This window comes from Streptomyces kunmingensis (genome assembly GCF_039533535.1).
GTDB classification, from domain to species: Bacteria; Actinomycetota; Actinomycetes; order Streptomycetales; family Streptomycetaceae; genus Streptomyces; species Streptomyces kunmingensis.
Window position 1 is genome coordinate 92,913 of sequence record NZ_BAAATS010000028.1, and the last position, 17,797, is coordinate 110,709.

At 71.5% G+C, this 17,797-nt stretch carries 18 protein-coding genes; 10 read left to right on the forward strand and 8 right to left on the reverse strand.

Features of this window, described 5'->3' with window-relative positions; genetic code table 11:
- Nucleotides 1–83: 83 nt before the first annotated feature.
- The 3 genes from ABD366_RS31270 to ABD366_RS31280 form a co-directional block, all read right to left on the reverse strand.
- Nucleotides 84–647: a TetR/AcrR family transcriptional regulator gene (locus tag ABD366_RS31270; protein WP_324768040.1), complete on the reverse strand. Its 564-nt coding sequence runs from the start codon at nucleotides 645–647 to the stop codon at nucleotides 84–86.
- A gap of 67 nt (nucleotides 648–714) precedes the next feature.
- Nucleotides 715–2,106 (reverse strand): amidase, encoded by a 1,392-nt coding sequence (locus ABD366_RS31275; protein ID WP_324768041.1) that lies wholly within the window; start codon nucleotides 2,104–2,106, stop codon nucleotides 715–717.
- The gene (locus ABD366_RS31280; protein ID WP_324768043.1) at nucleotides 2,093–2,302 is read right to left on the reverse strand and encodes a hypothetical protein; all 210 of its coding nucleotides are present in this window, start codon (nucleotides 2,300–2,302) and stop codon (nucleotides 2,093–2,095) included. Before ABD366_RS31280 ends, ABD366_RS31275 begins: the two co-directional genes overlap by 14 nt.
- Before the next feature lie 142 nt (nucleotides 2,303–2,444).
- On the opposite strand from ABD366_RS31280, the gene ABD366_RS31285 reads away from it, so the two are divergent.
- The gene (locus ABD366_RS31285) at nucleotides 2,445–3,353 is read left to right on the forward strand and encodes an MBL fold metallo-hydrolase (protein WP_324768044.1); all 909 of its coding nucleotides are present in this window, start codon (nucleotides 2,445–2,447) and stop codon (nucleotides 3,351–3,353) included.
- A gap of 153 nt (nucleotides 3,354–3,506) precedes the next feature.
- Entirely contained in the window at nucleotides 3,507–4,862 is a 1,356-nt protein-coding gene (gene gdhA / locus ABD366_RS31290; RefSeq protein WP_324768045.1) for an NADP-specific glutamate dehydrogenase, read from the forward strand.
- 58 nt (nucleotides 4,863–4,920) lie between these two features.
- Here gdhA and ABD366_RS31295 read toward each other — a convergent pair whose 3' ends face one another.
- Together ABD366_RS31295 and ABD366_RS31300 are read right to left on the reverse strand one after the other, a co-directional pair.
- Nucleotides 4,921–5,736, reverse strand: a complete 816-nt coding sequence (locus tag ABD366_RS31295) for an isocitrate lyase/PEP mutase family protein (protein ID WP_324768046.1) — start codon at nucleotides 5,734–5,736, stop codon at nucleotides 4,921–4,923.
- A 104-nt stretch (nucleotides 5,737–5,840) separates the two neighbouring features.
- Complete coding sequence (locus ABD366_RS31300) at nucleotides 5,841–7,013, reverse strand: MFS transporter (protein WP_324768123.1); 1,173 nt, start codon at nucleotides 7,011–7,013, stop codon at nucleotides 5,841–5,843.
- A gap of 119 nt (nucleotides 7,014–7,132) precedes the next feature.
- On the opposite strand from ABD366_RS31300, the gene ABD366_RS31305 reads away from it, so the two are divergent.
- The 8 genes from ABD366_RS31305 (at nucleotide 7,133) to ABD366_RS31340 (ending at nucleotide 13,205) form a co-directional block, all read left to right on the forward strand.
- On the forward strand, nucleotides 7,133–7,891 hold the full coding sequence (locus ABD366_RS31305; RefSeq protein ID WP_324768047.1) for an AraC family transcriptional regulator: 759 nt from the start codon (nucleotides 7,133–7,135) through the stop codon (nucleotides 7,889–7,891).
- Nucleotides 7,892–7,903: 12 nt separating this feature from the next.
- Entirely contained in the window at nucleotides 7,904–8,797 is an 894-nt protein-coding gene (locus ABD366_RS31310; RefSeq protein ID WP_324768049.1) for an ion transporter, read from the forward strand.
- Between the two features lie 60 nt (nucleotides 8,798–8,857).
- Nucleotides 8,858–10,057, forward strand: coding sequence for a sensor histidine kinase (locus ABD366_RS31315; RefSeq protein WP_324768050.1), 1,200 nt, complete (start codon nucleotides 8,858–8,860; stop codon nucleotides 10,055–10,057).
- The gene (locus tag ABD366_RS31320) at nucleotides 10,054–10,722 is read left to right on the forward strand and encodes a response regulator transcription factor (protein ID WP_324768052.1); all 669 of its coding nucleotides are present in this window, start codon (nucleotides 10,054–10,056) and stop codon (nucleotides 10,720–10,722) included. Before ABD366_RS31315 ends, ABD366_RS31320 begins: the two co-directional genes overlap by 4 nt.
- Before the next feature lie 77 nt (nucleotides 10,723–10,799).
- Nucleotides 10,800–11,726 (forward strand): ABC transporter ATP-binding protein, encoded by a 927-nt coding sequence (locus ABD366_RS31325; protein WP_324768054.1) that lies wholly within the window; start codon nucleotides 10,800–10,802, stop codon nucleotides 11,724–11,726.
- Nucleotides 11,723–12,517 (forward strand): ABC transporter permease subunit, encoded by a 795-nt coding sequence (locus ABD366_RS31330; RefSeq protein WP_324768056.1) that lies wholly within the window; start codon nucleotides 11,723–11,725, stop codon nucleotides 12,515–12,517. Before ABD366_RS31325 ends, ABD366_RS31330 begins: the two co-directional genes overlap by 4 nt.
- Before the next feature lie 160 nt (nucleotides 12,518–12,677).
- Complete coding sequence (locus ABD366_RS31335) at nucleotides 12,678–12,899, forward strand: hypothetical protein (protein WP_324768057.1); 222 nt, start codon at nucleotides 12,678–12,680, stop codon at nucleotides 12,897–12,899.
- Nucleotides 12,900–13,007: 108 nt separating this feature from the next.
- On the forward strand, nucleotides 13,008–13,205 hold the full coding sequence (locus ABD366_RS31340) for an antitoxin (protein WP_324768058.1): 198 nt from the start codon (nucleotides 13,008–13,010) through the stop codon (nucleotides 13,203–13,205).
- Between the two features lie 22 nt (nucleotides 13,206–13,227).
- On the opposite strand, the gene ABD366_RS31345 is transcribed toward ABD366_RS31340, so the two are convergent.
- From ABD366_RS31345 to ABD366_RS31355, 3 genes are read right to left on the reverse strand one after another with little or no spacing between them, the layout of a single operon-like run.
- The gene (locus ABD366_RS31345) at nucleotides 13,228–14,268 is read right to left on the reverse strand and encodes an NAD(P)/FAD-dependent oxidoreductase (RefSeq protein WP_324768060.1); all 1,041 of its coding nucleotides are present in this window, start codon (nucleotides 14,266–14,268) and stop codon (nucleotides 13,228–13,230) included.
- Between the two features lie 34 nt (nucleotides 14,269–14,302).
- Nucleotides 14,303–16,867, reverse strand: a complete 2,565-nt coding sequence (locus ABD366_RS31350) for an ABC transporter permease (protein WP_324768061.1) — start codon at nucleotides 16,865–16,867, stop codon at nucleotides 14,303–14,305.
- Nucleotides 16,867–17,661: an ABC transporter ATP-binding protein gene (locus tag ABD366_RS31355; protein ID WP_324768063.1), complete on the reverse strand. Its 795-nt coding sequence runs from the start codon at nucleotides 17,659–17,661 to the stop codon at nucleotides 16,867–16,869. Before ABD366_RS31355 ends, ABD366_RS31350 begins: the two co-directional genes overlap by 1 nt.
- Nucleotides 17,662–17,797 lie beyond the last annotated feature (136 nt).

The window sequence follows — 17,797 nt, forward strand, 5'->3', positions numbered from 1 at the left end:
CGATCACCGCGGCCGGTGTCGAGGGATTTGTTCACGGACCGGAGCAGGTCAGATCAGGTCAGATCGGATCAGGTCAGATCGGGTCATGGGCCCGTCCGGGCGAGGACATCGGCCACGAGCGAGCGCGCGTACGCGGCGTCCAGTCCCTCCGGGCGGAAGAGGATGCGGTACATGATGGGCGCGACGACTCGGTCCATGACGGTCTCGACGTCGGGTGTCTCGTCCCCGTGTTCGGTCGCCCGGGTGAGGACGAGGCCGATCTGGTCGGCGGCGTAGGCCGAGCACTGTCCGGCGTTGCCGCCGTCCGGGTCGCCGAGCAGCGCGTCCCGGATGTAGGCGCGGCCCGCGGGAGAGGCCATCTCGTCGAGGAACTGTTCGGCCCAGGCCGTCAGATCGGCCGACATGTCACCGTGGACCCTGGGCGCGGTGTCGGGCCGCAGACGCTCGACCGCGACATCCGACAACAGCTCCTGGAGGTCCCCCCAGCGGCGGTAGATCGTCGACGGAGTCACGCCCGCACGCTGGGCGACCATCGGAACCGTCAGAGCGTCCCGGCCGACCTCCGACGCCAGTTCGCGTACGGCGGTGTGGACCGATTCCTGGACCCGGGCGCTGCGCCCGCCGGGGCGCACCATCTGCCTGCTCATGAGAGATATGTTAAAGCAAAATTATTGCGTCTAGCGAGGCGCGTGCGGGCGTCGGCCGGTGTTTGCTTCATGCCGCGCGCGCGAGCCGGCGGGCGGGCTGGGTCTGCTCGTAGGCGTGGCCGGTCCGCAGGAGCCGGCGCTCTTCGAGCGGTCGCCCGATGAGCTGCATGCCGATCGGCAGGCCCGCCGCATCGTGGCCCACCGGGACGGACAGGGACGGCAGCCCGGTGATGTTGGCGGGGGACGAGAGGCGTACGTAGGCGTCGGAGACACCCTCGACGGTGCCGTCGGCCCAGGTGATCGTGGACTGTCCGGCCCGGACCGCGGTGGTCGGGACGGTGGGGGCGGCGATCAGGTCGACCTCCCGCAGCAGGTGCGCCCATTCCTGCCGCATCCGGGTGCGGGCGCGCTGGGCACGAAGGTAGTCCCCTGCGGGCATGAGTTCGCCGGCTTCGAGGAGGATGCGGACGTCGTCCTGGTAGAGCTCGGGGGCCGTGCGCAGGGTGCTCTCGTGGTAGGCGGTCGCCTCGGGCACCATCAGGCCCCACTGGGTCGCCTGGATGTAGCGCGTCATGGGGATGTCGACGTCGACGAGCCGTGCGCCGAGGGCCTCGAGCCGGCCGATGGCGCGCCGGACGGCGCTCTCCACCTCGGCGTCGACGTGGTCGAAGTAGTAGGTGCGCGGCACGCCCACGCGCAGCCCCGTCAGGTCCGTGTCCGCGCCCGGCCGGTAGTCCACCGGGGGAGTCGTGAGGGACGCGGGGTCGTGCGGGTCGTGTCCGGTCAGGGCGGACAGGACCAGGGCCGCGTCCTCGACGGTGCGGGTGATCGGGCCCACGTGGTCCAGCGACCAGGACAGCGAGGTGACGCCGTGGCGGGGGACGAGGCCGTACGTCGGCTTGAGGCCGATGACGCCGTTGAGCGCGGCGGGCACCCGGATCGATCCGCCGGTGTCGGTGCCCAGGGCGAAGGTCGCGGTGCCCGCGGCGACGGCGACGGCGGACCCGCCGCTGGAGCCGCCGGCGACCCGGTCCGGGTCCCAGGCGTTGCTGGTCTGCGGGGTGGTCAGCCCGTAGGCGAACTCATGGGTGTGGGTCTTGCCGACCAGAAGCGCGCCGGCGGCGGCGAGCCGGGCGGCGACGGTGCTGTCGGCCTGCGCGCGGTGGTCGGCCCGGACGCGGGAGCTGGCCGAGGTCGCCACGCCGGCGACGTCGATCAGGTCCTTGAGGCCCATCGGGATGCCGTGCAGCGGCCCGCGGTAGCGGCCGGCCGCGATGTCGCTCTCGGCTTCGCGTGCGGCTCGGCGGGTCCGCTCGGCGGTGACGGTGACGTAGGCCTGAAGCTCCGGTTCGACCTGTCCGATGCGCTCCAGGACGGAGTCGGTCAGCTCTACGGGGGACAGCTGCCGGGTCCGGATGGCATCGGCGGCCAGGGCGAGGGGCAGTTCATACGGCTGCATCGTGGTTCTCCTGTTCGGCGCGGTAGGCGGAGGCGGGCGGGGTGTCTCCGAAGTCCAGTTCGCGCAGGACCGCGACGACGGAGTGGATGTGGTTGGCGGTGGCCGCGACCGCGGCGTGGCGCTCGGTGGGCAGGGGGAGCCCGGCGCGGGCGGCCCAGTGGGCCGCTTGCGGTGGGGTCAGTTCGGCGGAGGGCATCGATGGTTCCCTTCGAAGGCAAAAGCTAACCGTTTGCTTTAGGTGACTGTAGAGCCTACGGTGGCTTAAAGCAAACAGATTGCGTTTAGCGCTTGGACGCTAGTGGGTCACGTCCGCCACGAGACCGAAGGAACGAACGAGCATGAGCAATGCGCCGATGACCGACCCGATCGCCATCCCCGCCTGGACCGTGGGCGACGTCGCCGTCCATCGCGTCGACGAGGTCCCTCTGCCGCCCGCCACCGGCCCGTGGCTGCTGCCCGGCGCCACCCCGGATGTCGTCGCAGGACAGGACTGGCTGCGGCCCCATTTCGCCGACGACGATGGCGTCCTGCGTATCGACAGCCACAGCTTCGCGTTCACGGTCGACGGCCTGCGTGTTCTGGTGGACACCGGTATCGGCAACGGCAAGGAGCGGGCCAACCCCGCCTGGCACGACCTGGACACCGACTACATCGAGCGCCTCACCGCCGCCGGATTCCCCCCGGACTCCGTCGACCTGGTGATCCTCACCCACCTGCACGCCGACCACGTCGGCTGGAACACGCGGAGGGTGAACGGCGCGTGGGTGCCCACCTTCCCCCACGCCCGTTACCTCACCTCGCGCGTCGAGCGGGAGTTCTGGGCCGGGTACGACATGGAAGAGGCCCGCCGGCAGATGTTCCGCGACTCCGTGATCCCCGTGGAGGAGGCAGGGCTGCTCGACCTCGTCGACGTCCCCGCGGACGGCGTGGAGATCGTCCCGGGCCTGCGCATGATCCCGACCCCCGGGCACACTCCCGGCCATATCGCCCTCGAGCTGACCAGCCGCGGGGAGACGGCTGTGATCACCGGCGACTGCATCCACCACCCGGTCCAGTTCGCGCACCCGGCCATCGGGGCCTGCGTCGATATCGACCCCGAGCGGTCCGAGGCCTCACGCCGCGCACTGCTCGGCTCGCTCGCCGGCACGGACACCCTCGTCCTCGGCACCCACTTCGCACCGCCCACCGCCGGCCGTGTCGCCGCTCACCAGGGCGCTTACCGGCTCTCGCCCGTCGCCGCCGACTGAGCGCGCGAAGGCCGATATGTTGCGCCGCGGCACGCCTGCGCCCCCGGACCTGGTGACCCATGCGCATCTGGAGATCGCTGCTTTGCCACAATCCTTGCTACCCGGTCTCCACGGACGGGTGCACTCAGGAGCCGTCAGCCCGGGAGGATCGCCATGACCGCAGCATCCACGCAGGACGAACTCGCCGCCGTCCATTCCGAACTCGTCCGCCGCAACCCCGCACAGCCCGAGTTCCACCAGGCGGCGCGCGAGGTGCTGCAGTCGCTGGCGCCGGTCCTCGCGGCCCGGCCGGAGCTGGCGGAGGCCGCGCTGATCGAGCGGCTCTGCGAACCCGAGCGCCAGGTGGTGTTCCGGGTGCCGTGGCAGGACGACAAGGGCCGTACCCACGTCAACCGCGGGTTCCGTGTGGAGTTCAACAGCGCGCTCGGCCCGTACAAGGGCGGTCTGCGCTTCCACCCGTCGGTCAATCTGAGCGTCGTGAAGTTCCTCGGCTTCGAGCAGATATTCAAGAACGCGCTGACGGGCCTCGGCATCGGCGGCGGCAAGGGCGGCAGCGACTTCGACCCGCAGGGACGGTCGGACGCCGAGGTGATGCGGTTCTGCCAGTCGTTCATGACCGAGCTGTACCGGCACATCGGCGAGGGCACGGACGTGCCGGCCGGTGACATAGGCGTCGGCGGCCGCGAGATCGGTTACCTGTTCGGCCAGTACCGCCGGATCACCAACCGCTGGGAGTCGGGCGCGCTGACCGGCAAGGGCATCGGCTGGGGCGGCTCGGCCGGACGCACCGAGGCCACCGGCTACGGCAACGTCCTCTTCCTCGCCGAGATGCTCCGGCGGCGCGGCGAGGACCTGGCCGGGCGCCAGGCGCTGGTGTCGGGCTCGGGCAACGTGTCGATCTACACGGTGGAGAAGCTGCACGAACTGGGCGCGCTGCCCCTGACCGTGTCGGACTCCGGCGGCTACGTCGTCGACGAGAAGGGCATCGACCTCGAACTGCTCAAGCAGATCAAGGAGGTGGAGCGCGGCCGGGTGAGCGACTACGCGGAGCGCCGCGGCCGCTCGGCGGTCTATGTGCCGGGCGGGTCGGTGTGGGAGGTGCCCGCCGACGTCGCGCTGCCGTCGGCGACGCAGAACGAGCTGGACGCCGCCGACGCCACGGCCCTCGTACGGGGTGGAGTACGCGCCGTGTCGGAGGGGGCGAACATGCCCGTCACCCCGGAGGCGGTCCGGATCCTTCAGGACGCCGGGGTCGCGTACGGGCCCGGCAAGGCGGCCAACGCGGGCGGTGTCGCGGTCAGCGCGCTGGAGATGCGCCAGAACAGCGGCCGGGAGACCTGGCCGCGGGAGCGGGTGGACAACGAACTCGCCGCGGTGATGCGGAACATCCACGATGTCTGCTGGGAGACCGCGGAGCGGTACGGAAATCCCGGGGACTACGTGAGCGGTGCCAACATCGCCGGGTTCGAGCGGGTGGCCGAAGCGATGCTCGCGCAGGGGTTGATCTGATCCGCCGCAGAGTTGCGACTCCCTGAACCCGGGGGTCACGCCGACGAAGAACAGCACCTCACCGTGGGCCGAACAGGCCGTTGACGTCCGGGAAGGGGATGCCTTCGGCGAGCTCGTCGTAGCTGCCGGTGCCGTAGAGGGCTTCGGCGGCGCGGCGGGCCGCGGCGTAGGCGGCCTGGGCCACTCCTGGGCCGAGGCTGACGCGGGCCGCGCCGAGGGCGCCCAGTTCGCTCACTGTCGGTGCGCCGGGGCCGGCCATGAGGTTCAGGGGGACGGACAGCTCCGCCGCCAGCGCCGTGATGACGGCGGGGTCGGTGACGCCGGGGACGAAGATGCCGTCGGCGCCGGCCTCCACGTAGGTGCGGGCCCGCTCCAGGGTGTCCTTGAGGCGGGTGGCGGGCTCGCCCAGGCCGAACAGGTACGTGTCGATGCGGGCGTTGAGGAACAGGTCCACGCCCGCTCGCTCCGCCGCACCCCGGGCGGCCGCCAACCGGGCCGCGACATCGGCCGGCGGCCGAGTGCCGTCCTCGATGTTCACCCCCGCCGCGCCGGCCCCGATGACTGCGGTGACGGTCTCGGCGACGGCTGCCGGGTCCTGGCCGTAGCCGCCCTCTATGTCGGCGGTGACCGGTACCGCGACCGCGTCGACGATCCGTCCGACCAGGTCCAGCGCCTGCTCGCGGGAGAGAACGTCGCCGTCCGGGGCGCCCACCGACCACGAGTGGCCTGCGCTGGTGGTGGCGATCGCGGGCGCGCCCGCGGACTCGATGACGCGGGCGCTCGCGACGTCCCAGGCGTTGGCGAGCGCCAGGGGGCGGGCGGTGGTGTGGAGAGAACGAAAGAGCCGGACCCTGTCCGTCTGTGTGGTGCTCATGCGCTCAGCGAACCATGCACCAGGGGGAGTTGTCCGGCAGAAATCCGACATGGATGGCTGCCCCACCGAGCATGCACGCCTTCAGTAGGAACGCAGTCACGCGGTCAGGCGGTCGCGGGTGGGGCGTCCTTGACGGGCTCTGGCTCCTCTTCTGGCTCCTCTTCGTGGAGGGCCGGTTCGCGCAGAGCGGTGGAGAGCAGGATCGCGAGGATCGGCACGGTGGCGAGGACCATGAGCGCGCCCCGGGGTCCGTAGTGGGTGGCGACGATGCCCAGCAGCGGCATGAACAGTCCTCCGGCGCTGAGGGCGAGACCGAGGGTGACCCCGGCCGCGGTCCCGGGCCGGCTGGGCAGATAGTCCTGGCCGAGCTTGATGAGTACGGCGAACGGGATGTTCGAGATCAGTCCGACCAGCAACGCCAGCGGCAGCGCGTAGTACCTGTCGTCGCAGATCAGCATCAGCCACAGGGCGGGCAGCATGGCCGCGTTGCCGATCTGCACCGTGCGGACCATGCCGAGGCGGTCCGCGAGCCGCCCGCCGAGCAGCGTGCCGAGCACGCCGCCGCCGAGTTCGAGGGTCAGAGCGACACCGCCGAGGCCACTGCTCGCCTCCAAGTGGCGGATCCAGTACAGGGAGATGAACGTGTTGAGGCCGGTCGAGATGGTGGACCGCACGATCTCGACGGCGGTCAGCGCCGCGAACAGGCCGGGCCGGTCCCTGCCCCGGCGACGCACCTTCGTGGCCGTCGCGTCGGCGGTGCGGTGGTGGTGGCGCAGCAGGACGAAGCCCATGAGCACGGCCGGCGGGACGAACAGCGCGGTCGCGCCCATCCCGAGGGTGTCCAGGGCCGGGGTGACGAGCGCCGGGGCGACGAAGAAGCCGACGCTGCCCCCGGCGGCGAAGTAGCTCATCGCGGTCGCGCTGCCCCCGGCCGCGCGGCGCGCGTCGCGCCCGGCCGGCGGATGGAACATCGCGATGCCGACGCCCGCCAGCAGCAGGAGCGCGAACACCAGCGGGTAGGAGGGCACGAGCCCGGACAGGCCCGCACCGGTCCCGGCCAGGCTGATGCCCAGCGGCGACATCCACCGCATCCGGTACCGGTCGGCCAGCAGCCCGATCGGCACCTGCGGCAGCGCACTGCCCAGCGTCGCGGCGAGCGCGAGGCCGGACGCCTGTACGTAGCTGAAGTCGCGTTGCAGCACGAAGTACGGGACGGCGGCGGGCACGAGGCCCTGGTAGAAGTCGTCGACGGCATGGGCAGTGGCCCAGATCCGCATCCGGCGCCAGTGCCCCGGCGGGTCACAGGACAGGTGCGGAGCGCTCGTTCCCCGGATCGATGTCACTCCTCCACGATGGCCAGGAACACCTGTGCGCGCTTCCCGTATTCTGCCTGGTCATGTCGCAGATCCGCCATACGCCCGTCGCGCCGACCAGCACCCAGTTCCGCGACGGCGGCGACACCATCGACCGGCACCGCCACGACGACCACCAGCTCATCTACGTCAGCTCCGGCGTGCTCGCGATCACCACGGAACACGGCTCCTGGATCGCCTCGAACGACCGGGCCCTGTGGATCCCGGCGGACACCTGGCACGAACACCGCTTCTACGGACAGAGCCGCTTCCACACCGTCGGCTTTCCCGCCCGGGGCAAGGCGCCCCTGCTCGACACCGAGCGTCCGACGGTCATCGCGGTGGACCCTCTGGTTCGCGAACTCCTCATCGCCCTGACCAGCACCTCCCTCGCACCGCCCGAGACCCGGCACATCGAAGCGGTACTGCGCGACCGGCTGCGGCGCGTCACGGCCGAACCGGTCGCTCTGCCCGCGGCCCACGACCGACGGCTCGCCGACGCCTGCCGCCTCGTCGAGGACGACCTGCGCCGGCCCCGCACCCTCGCCCAGCTCGCCGTCCGGGTCCACACCAGCGAACGCACCCTCTCGCGGCTGTACCGCGACGAATTCGGGATGACCTACCCCCAGTGGCGCACCCGCGCCCGCCTCTTCACCGCGCTGGTCATGCTGGCCGAAGGCGCCGCCGTCACCGACACCGCGCACGCCTGCGGCTGGGCGACCACCAGCGCCTTCGTCCACACCTTCGCCCAGGCCACAGGCACCACACCCGGCGCGTACCGGGCCGGCGTACGGAGCCCGTAAGATCCAATTCCCGTGAGCAGCAACCTGATCCGGTTACCCGAGAGCACCCGCCGCACCGCCCTGGCCGTCCGTTGCCGTGCCGTCGTCGAGGCGCGCTGGTTCTCCGTCACCGTCTTCGCCCTGATCCTCGCCAACGCGGCCGTGCTCGGTATCGAGACGTACAGCGGGGTCATCGACCGCTTCGACGACGAACTGAAGCTGCTGGAGCACGCCTTCCTCGCCTTCTTCACCACGGAGATCCTGTTGCGCGCGGGTGCGCACGCCGATCGCTCGCGCGACTTCTGGCGCGACCCGTGGAACCTCTTCGACCTCGCCGTGGTCGCCTGCGCGTTCCTGCCCGTCGTGCGCGAGAACGTCACCGTGCTGCGGCTGCTGCGCCTGGCCCGGGTGCTGCGCGCCGCCCGCTTCCTGCCCCAACTGCGCATCGTGCTGGTCGCGGTGGGCCGCAGTCTGCCCGGTACCGTCAGCTTCCTCCTCGTGGGCGGACTGCTGCTGTACGTGTACGCGATGGTGGGCTGGGTCTTCTTCGGCACCGCCGACCCCGAGCACTTCGGCTCGATCGGCCGCGCCGTGCTCACCCTCTTCCTGCTCATGACCCTCGACGGACTCGGCGACGCGGTCCGCGCGGGCCTGGAGATCTCCCGCTGGAGCATCGTCTTCTACGCCTCCTACGTGCTCATCGCCTCCTTCGTCCTCGTCAACGTCCTCATCGGCGTCGTCATCACCTCGCTCGACGAGGCACGCGCCATGGAGGAGCGCGAGGAGCAGGACGCCCTGCCCGTGCCGGTCGAGGCCGTGCGTGTGCCGGAGGAGGACGTGCGGATCCGGATCGCTACGGCGCGCAGGGCGCTCGACGAACTGGAGGACAGCCTGGCGCGCGCCACTGTTCCGCCGGCGCCTCGCTAGCTGCCCGGACTACTCCCACGGCCGTATGCGAAGCCGATACGGGGCGCCTACGGTGAAGTCGTGACGACCTTCGACCGCTTACCGGCCCGTGTGCGGAAGCTGCCGCCGCAGTGGGTGGACGTGGGGGTCGTGGCCGTCGTGGGGGTGTTCACGGGGGCCGACCTGGCGGTGAACGAGCCCGGGTACCGGCAGGCCGACTGGTTCTCCTGGACGCTGTTCGCCCTGTCCCTGTGCGCGCTGCTGGGGCGCCGACGGTGGCCGGCCGCCGTGGCCGCGGCGACCGGGGCCGCGTGCGCGGCCTGGGCGCTGTACCAGCACATCGGTGAGCTGCTGAACCTGCCGGTGATCGTCGCGCTGTACACCGTCGCGGTCCGGGGCAGCCGGCGCCGCAGCGCCTGGGCGGCGTTGATCGCCGCGAGTGTGTCCGGGGTCGTCGCCCTGGCCGTGGGCAAGGACGTGGTCAATCCGCAGGGGCTGCCGGTCCTGGAGATGGTGTGGCCCCTCGTTCCCCTGCTGCTGGGCGAAGTGGTGCGCATGCGGCGGGAGTTGCTGGCCGAGTACGCGGCACGAGCCGTCCGCGCCGAGACCGACCGCGAGCGCGAGGCGGCACGCCGCGTACAGGAGGAGCGGACGCGCATCGCCCGCGAGTTGCACGACGTGGTGGCGCACACGGTGGCGGCCATGACGGTGCAGGCCGGTGTCGCACTGGACGCCTTCGACCGCAGACCCGAGATGGCGCGGACGGCGATGCGCACCGTGCGCGACGCGGGCAAGGAGGCCGTACGGGAACTGCGCGCCACGGTTTCCGTGCTGCGCGAACCGGACGGCGAGAACACCGCCCCGGCGCCCGGAGTCGACCGCATCGCGGACCTGGTGAACACGTTCGCGGGCGGCGGGACCGAGATCACCCTGCATCAGGACGTGCCGGATCCGACGGCCGTCCCGCGCATGGTCGATCTCGCCGCGTACCGGATCGTGCAGGAGGCGCTCACCAATGTGGTGAGACACGCGAACGCGCGGCATACGGCCGTCTCGGTCGGCAGGCGGGAGCGATGGCTGATCGTCGAGATCGTGGACGACGGCAACGGCCGGAGTCATGACGGCCAGGCAACGGGCGGCGGTTTCGGACTCGTCGGCATGCGCGAGCGGGCGTCCGCGGTCGGCGGCAGTATCGAGTACGGGCCCCTGCCCGGCGGCGGTTTCCGGGTGCGGGCCCGGCTGCCGGCCGACCCGACATCCGCAGAGGAGGACCGTCCATGACCGTGCGGGTGGTGCTCGCCGACGACCAGACCGTCGTACGTGCGGGCTTTCGCGCCCTGCTCGACCTCACCGACGACCTGGTCGTGGTCGCAGAGGCGGCGGACGGTCTGCGGGCCGTCGAAGCGGTCCGCAGCACACGCCCCGACGTGGTCCTCATGGACATCCGCATGCCCGGCGTCGACGGCATCGAGGCCACCCGCCGGATCGCCGCCGACCGCACCCTCGACCACGTCCGCGTCGTCATGCTCACCACGTACCGCGTCGACGCGTACGTCTTCGAGGCGCTGCGGCACGGGGCGGCGGGCTTCCTCGTCAAGGACCTGGAACCGGACGAGCTGCGCGCGGCGATCCGTACGGTCGCGGCCGGTCAGAACCTGCTGGCGCCGGCGGTGACCCGGGCGGTGGTGGAGGAGTTCGCCCGCCTCAAGGCCCCCGAGGCGGCCGGGGCCGAGCGGCTGGCGCCGCTGACGGAGCGGGAGCGCGAGGTCATGGCCCTGGTCGCGGCGGGTCTGACCAACGAGGAGATCGGCAAGGAGCTGATCATGAGCCCGCTGACCGCGAAGACGCACGTCAGCCGCGCCATGATCAAGCTGGGCGCCCGGGACCGGGCCCAGCTGGTGGTCCTCGCGTACGAGACGGGACTCGTGCGGCCCGGCGAACGGTAGGGGGTACTCCCGCGGGAGTATCGGCCGACTCCGCGCGGCGGATGTCCGAGGTGTCCGCGGTTCGTAGCGTCGAAGACATGATCGAAGCAACCGAACTGACCAAGCGATACGGCGACAGGACCGCCGTGGACGGCCTGTCCTTCACCGTGCGGCCCGGCCGCGTGACGGGCTTCCTCGGCCCCAACGGCGCGGGCAAGTCCACCACCATGCGGCTCGTCCTCGGCCTGGACCGCCCGACCGGGGGCCGCGTGACGGTGGCCGGCCGCCCGTACGCCGAACTGCGCGCACCTCTGTGCACCGTCGGCTCCCTGCTGGACGCCGGGGGAGTGCACGGCGGCCGGAGCGCCTACCAGCACCTGGCCGCTCTCGCGGCGAGCAACGGGCTTCCGCGCCGCCGTGTCGGGGACGTCCTGGACCTGGTCGGGCTGCCGCCCGCGACCGCCCGTAAACGCGCCAAAGGGTTCTCGCTCGGCATGGGCCAACGCCTGGGCATCGCCGCCGCGCTGCTCGGCGACCCGGAAGTCCTCCTCCTCGACGAGCCGGTCAACGGACTCGACACCGAAGGCGTCCGCTGGATCCGCGACCTGATGAAATCCCTTGCCGCGCAAGGCCGTACGGTCTTTCTCTCCAGCCACCTGATGAGCGAGATGGAACTGACCGCCGACCATCTCATCGTGATCGGCAAGGGCCGGCTCCTCGCCGACACCACGGTCCGCGACTTCATCGCCTCCCACTCCCGCGTCCACACCCGCGTCCGCGCCCCGGAGGCCGAGAAGCTACGCGCCCTGCTGGAGGCCAAGGGAGCCGACGTGAGCCTCGACCCGCGCGGCGGCTGGCGCGTGGACGGGCCCGACACCGCCGCCATCGGGGATCTGGCCCGTGATCACGGCCTCGCCCTGCACGAACTCGCCCCCGCCCACTCCTCGTTGGAGGAGGTCTACACGGCCCTCTCCCAGGACGCCCAGGAGTACACCGCGCACGCGACCACGGAGGTCCCGCGATGAGCACGACGGACAGCCTGTGCACCGAGCCGCCGGCCCGCACCCCGCGCGCCGCCCTGCCCGAGCAGACCACCTCCGAGTGGATCAAGTTCCGCAGCGTGCGCTCCACGGTGTGGACGACGCTCGCCTCGGGCCTGGTGCCCGTCCTGGGCGCCGTGTTCGTGGCGGCGAGCGGCAGCCTCCAGGCCGACGACACCGTGCTCGGCGGCAGCCTCACCCTCACCGTCGTCGCGCAGATGCTCGCTGCCGTGGCCGGCGCACTCGTCGTCACCGGCGAGTACAGCAGTGGCACTCTTCGCGCCACGCTGGCAGCCGGCCCTCGCCGCACCACGGTCCTGGCCGCCAAGGCGACGGTCCTCGCGCTCGTCACGTACGGTCTCGCCCTGCTGTCCTGCACCCTCGCCTACGGTGTCGGCGGCGCGCTGCTGCCCGACGGCAAGTACGCCCCCGGGGAGCCCTGGCCGGCCCTCTTCGGGATCGCCGCGTCGTTCTCGGTGGCGGCGTTGCTCGGTCTCGCCATCGGCACGTTGGTGAGGCACTCGGCGGGTTCCGTCGCCACGGTGATCGGAGTGCTGTTGCTGCCTTCGCTCTTCGGCCCGTTGTTGGGGGACGCCCGGCGGTGGGTCGCCGGGGTGTCGCCGACCGCCGCCCTGGAGAAGCTGACCCAGTCGTCGGACGCGAGCGCGGAGGCCGTCGGAAGCCTCGGCGCCTGGCCGTCGCTCGGACTTGTCGCCGGCTGCACCGTGGTGCTGCTCCTGCTCGCGGGGGCGGTGTTCCACCGGCGGGACGTGTGACACGGCTGAGACAGGGAGCCCACGTCAAGAGCGAGATCTCGACGCTCGCCGGTGGCTTTTGGCCCTTCTGCCGCCCGGGGGGTCGAAGCCGCCCGTGGGCGCCGGCCTCGACCATATTCTTCTACACGCTTGTAGAAGAATCTCGGCTCAGGAGGAATGCATGGCGACGATCGATCTCGACAAGGTGCTGGACAAGGCGTGGGTGGAGAAGAGCCTGCCGGAGATTCTGACCGCCCCGGTAGCGGCACTGAAGGGGGTCTCGGACCGGGACGGGGAGCTCCTCGACGAGGCGTTCGGGGTCAAGACCGTCGCCGACCTCGCCCAGCTCAAGTACGTGCGCTGGGCCCAGGCGCTGGCGGCGCTGGACGCCACTGCCAAGTAGAGCCGCCCTGCCCCGGTGCCGCGGACTCCGCCCCGGGACCGCGGCACCGGGGCACGGGTTCCGCTGCCCCGAAGCCGGACCAGTTCAACTGTGAAAGAAGGCCGGTGCATGTTCGACGCACTGAAGAATCTGAAGGACAAGGCGGAGGATCTCGCCGAGGAGCACGGGGACAAGATCTCCGGCGGGTTGGAGAAAGTGGGCAACTTCATCGACGACAAGACCGACGGCAAGCACAGCGACAAGATCGACGCGGCCGTGGACAAGGCCCAGGACTACGTCGGGAAGTTGGGCGAGCAGAAGGACTGAACGCCCTGTCCGCGCAATGGTGTCAGCGCAGGGGCGGTCGGCAGCGTTGGAGCTCGGAGGCCGGCCTGCCGGTCACGAGTTCGTCCGCGACCAGTCGTCCGACGGTGGGCGCCAGGGCGATCGCGGAGTGCATGGCCGCGACATAGACGGACCGGTCGTGGGTCACGTGGCCGATGAGGGGGCCGTTCGCGGGCATGGGGCGTCTGCCGACGCTGTAGCCCCGCAAGCGGCAACTGTCGCCCCCTCGGAAGTTCGTCCGCACGTGCTGGAGCGCGCTCTGAGCGGCCTGCTCGAACGATGCCGCTGGGCCCTCTACATGCGGCACGACCATCAGGAGGTCGCCGTCCCGAACCTCGCGGACCTCGAAATCCGGGAGGGCCACGATGGTCCTGACCAGGCCGGGCGGTGCTGCGATCCGTACGAGGGTGGCCGGGGAAGCGGCAATGGGCAGGTCCGCCGACAGCGGTGCGCAGAGCTCGGGGATGTCGGTCCCGGCCGTGAGCACGACGGTGGTGGCGGTGTGCAGGCCGGCCGAGGACAGCACACCCGTGACGCGTCCGCGGGTCACCTGGAGAGAGGTGACGGCGGTGTTGTACAGCACGGTCGCTCCGTGAGCGCGGGCGGCCGCAACGAGTGCGCGGGTGAGTGCTGTCGGGTCGACACCTGCGTCGCTCGGGATGTGGAGGGCCTGGCCGGGCGGGTTACGGAGGTTGGGTTCCAGGGCCGCGATGTCACCGCGTCCGACACGGAACCGGCCAGGCCCCGGCCGCGCGTCCTGAACCGGTGAGTCGGACCAGTTCAGTGACCCGGTCCGGCGGACGGTGACATGCGGCAGTTCGGCCTCCAGACGCCGGTGGTCCGTCAGGACGTACTCGCGCAGGTCCTGCGCTCCACCGGGCCAGTGCCCTCCCGAGCTGCTGATCCAGGCGAAGGCGGCTCCTGTGGCACCGCAGGCCGGAGCGAGTCCCTGTTCGAGCAGGGTGACGGGTCCGCCCCGACGGGCCAAGTGATAGGCCACCGAGGAGCCGACGATTCCCGCTCCGACGACGACAACGCCTGACATGAGGTCCTTTCGTGGCCGGAGACGGGGGGAGTGGTCATGGAGCGACGGCGGCTTCCACGGGTTTCGCTCGTAGCGCGAGGATCGTCGGGAGCAGGATGGTCACGAACGTCAGCGCCACCGCGGCGGCGACGATCGTCACGTAGATCCACCCGGGCCCGCTGGGCAGCAACGTACCGTCCAGAGCCAGCCCGAACGGGAGCAGTGAGCCGGCGGCGACGCCGGTGCCGAGCACGATCCCGATCACCGCGGTCACCAGGGCCTCGACGGACATCATCCACAGTACTTGTCGGCGGGTGGAGCCGATCAGCCGTTGCAGCGCGAACTCGCCCCGCCGCTCGGCGGTCGCCACGATCAGCGAGTTGACCAGTGCGATCACCGCGTAGCCGACCACCACGGCGGCCAGCAGGAAGCTCGCCACCCGGCCGGTCTCATCGCCCTGCGCGTGTGCCGCCTTCGCCTCCGAGCGGTTCGCGACCACGGCTCCGGGTACGCCGTCGGCCCGCTCGCGCAGCGCCGCCGTCAGCTCCCGGGCCGACACCCCCGGCTTCGCCTTCACCAGGATCTGCGACAGTGTGCCGCTCGTGGTGCGGGGCAGCAGCTCGGCCGCGGGCACCATCGCGTAACCGAACCCGCGCGGCGGGGTGAACGATCCGACCACCGTCATCGAGCTCACGTCGCCGTTGCCCCAGCGCAGTCGCACCCGGTCGCCGACCTTTCTGCCGCTGTCGCGCAGTACGTCCGTGGGCAGCACGATGCTGTCGCCGGTCAGCTTCCCGTAGTCGCCCTGCACCGCCGTGCGCGCGATGGTCTGCCGCGCCCCGGCGGCGGTGACCCCCTGAAGGTCGATCCGGGCCGGTCTGACGCGCGGCCCCGTCTTCGAGCCGCCGTCGCCCCCGCCCGAGTCGAGGAGGGTCTCCAGGCGGGCGTCACCGGACACCGAAGCGGACGCCCCGGCGACCTGGGGCAGCCGGGCGAGCGTGTCCACGAGCGACGGCGGGAGAGCGGCACCCCGGGTACTGACGATCGCGTCCGCCTTCAGTCCTTCGGCGAACATCCGGCTGGCGGCGTCGTCTTGACTGGTCTGCAGGTAGATCAGAGCCGTCGCGAGGCCGGTCGCCAGCATGATCGGGATGACCGCCGCGGCCAGCCGGACCCGGCGCACGGACGCGTTCAGCATCGCCAACTGCCCGGAGAGGCCGGTGAACCAGCCGACCGGCCACCGCAGCAGGGCCGCGAGCCAGCGGCACAGGGCCGGGGCCACCAGGGCGATCCCCACCGCCCACAGCATCGCGGCCGGCGCGGACGTGCTCGCCGCGACGGGCCCCGTCATCACCGTCCCCGTCACGATCGCGAGCGCGGTCGCGCCGCCGAGGAACAGGAACGCCAGGATCAGGCGGACGGGGCTGACCCAGCGGGTCTGCAGCGAGGCCTCCGCCATCGCCTCGGTCGGCCGGACCTTCGACACCCGGCGGGACGCGATGAACGCCGCGGCCAGCGCCGCGAACAGCGTGGCGCCGAAGCCCGCGAGCCGGGGGACGAACCCCTGACGGAAGACCATCTCCCCGGGGACCAGGTCCTGGTCGACCAGGACGTCGTACAGGAAGTGACCGAACGCGAGTCCGGGTACGAGGGACAGACCGGCCGCGAGCACCGCGGCCACCGCCGTCTCCGCCATCACCATGCGGCGCAACTGCCCCGGCGTGACCCCGGTCGTGCGGAGCAACGCCATCTCCCGGCGGCGTTGTTGCACCAGCATGCCCACGGTGCTGCCCACCACGAAGATCGCGACCATGGTGGCCAGACCGCCGAACGCGCCCGCGACCGGAATCAGGTTCTGTCTGCCGGCGATCGTGGCAGGGAACTCGGCGACCCCCCGGTCGTCGCCGTGCAGCACCCGCGCGCCGCGGCCCGCGACAGCGTCGCCGACCGCGTCGGCGAGCCGGACCGGATCGGTGCCCGGAGCGACGAGCACTCCGATGTCGTCGATCTTCCCGGGCCGGTCGTACAGGCGGAACGCCTCCTCGTCGGAGAAGAGCAGAACGGCCCGAGCGGACCGCCGGCTCTCGGCGATCCCGCTGACACGGAAGACGTGCGGGACACCGCGCACCGACGCCTTCAGTCGCGCGCCCGGCCGCACACCGGTCTTCCTCGCGGTGGCACTGTCGACCACGACGTCGCCGGACGCGGCCGGTTCGGCACCCGCCACCAGTTCGTACGGCGAGAGCGACGCACTGGACCAGCTGTGCCCGGAGGCCTCGGCCGGCCGGCCGGCCAGTGCGGTGACCGGCATGGACACGTCCGGCACCGCCTCGGCCACACCGGGTACCGCGGCCACCGCGTCCACCAGGTCCTCGTCCAGCAGCACCCGCTCGGTCATCCCATCGGTCGCGGTGCCGACCGCGGTGCCGGGATAGTCCTGGCTGCCGGTCACCACGACGGGCGCCCCGGCCAGCCGCTCGGCCTTGACGTCGGCCCGGATACCGGTCTCCAGCAGGCTGCCGCAGCCCTGCACGACGACGGCGCCGACGAAGAGCGCGATCAGCGACGCGAGGAAGCCGCCCTTGCGGAACCGCAAAGTCTTGAGCGCGAGACGCAGCACTAGATCCCCCGCTCCGCGCCTACGGGCCGCTGCGCCCGGGCCCACGCGCCGAGCTGGGTCATCCGGCTCGCCACCTGCTCGACGGTGGGCCGTTCGAGTTCGGCGCTCACCCGGCCGTCGACGAGGAACACCACACGGTCGGCATGGGAGGCGGCCACCGGGTCGTGCGTCACCATCACCGCGGTCTGCTCACCGGAATCCACGGCCTCGCGCAGCAGCCCCAGGATCTCCAGCGCGGTCTCGGTGTCCAGGGCGCCGGTCGGCTCGTCCCCGAACAGCAGGTCCGGCCTGGTGACCAGGGCGCGGGCGATCGCTACGCGCTGCTGCTGACCGCCGGAGAGCTCGCCCGGCCGGTGCTTTCGGCGGTCCGTCAGCCCGGTGCGCTCGATGACGTCCGCCACCAGTCTGCGGTCGGGCCGTCTGCCCGCCAGTCGCAGCGGCAGCGTCACGTTGTCCACCACGGTCAGCGCGGGCAGCAGATTGAAGCTCTGGAAGACGAACCCGATCCGGTTCCTGCGCAGCTTGGTCAGCGACCGTTCGTTCATCGCCGTCAGATCCTGGCCGTCCAGGAACACGCTGCCGGACGTCGGACGGTCCAGGAGGGCGGCGCAGTGCAGGAAGGTGCTCTTGCCCGAGCCGGAGGGGCCCATGACAGCGGTGAAGGTGCGGCGTCGGAAGCCGAGCGACACTCCGGCGAGTGCTGCCACTTGATTGCGTGAGCGCCCGTACACCTTGTGGACGTCCTGTAAGCGCAGCAGTTCGTCGGACTCGGGCCGCTCTCGCCTCGGACGCATGACATCTCCTGATCTCGGGGCTCCATGGGTTCGACCCCGCACACGGAAGGCGTCGACACGCGGGAGAGTACGAACACGCTGTGCTGCGGATCAGTACTTTATGGACGCTCCCCGCTCCGCGACATGGGGCTACCCC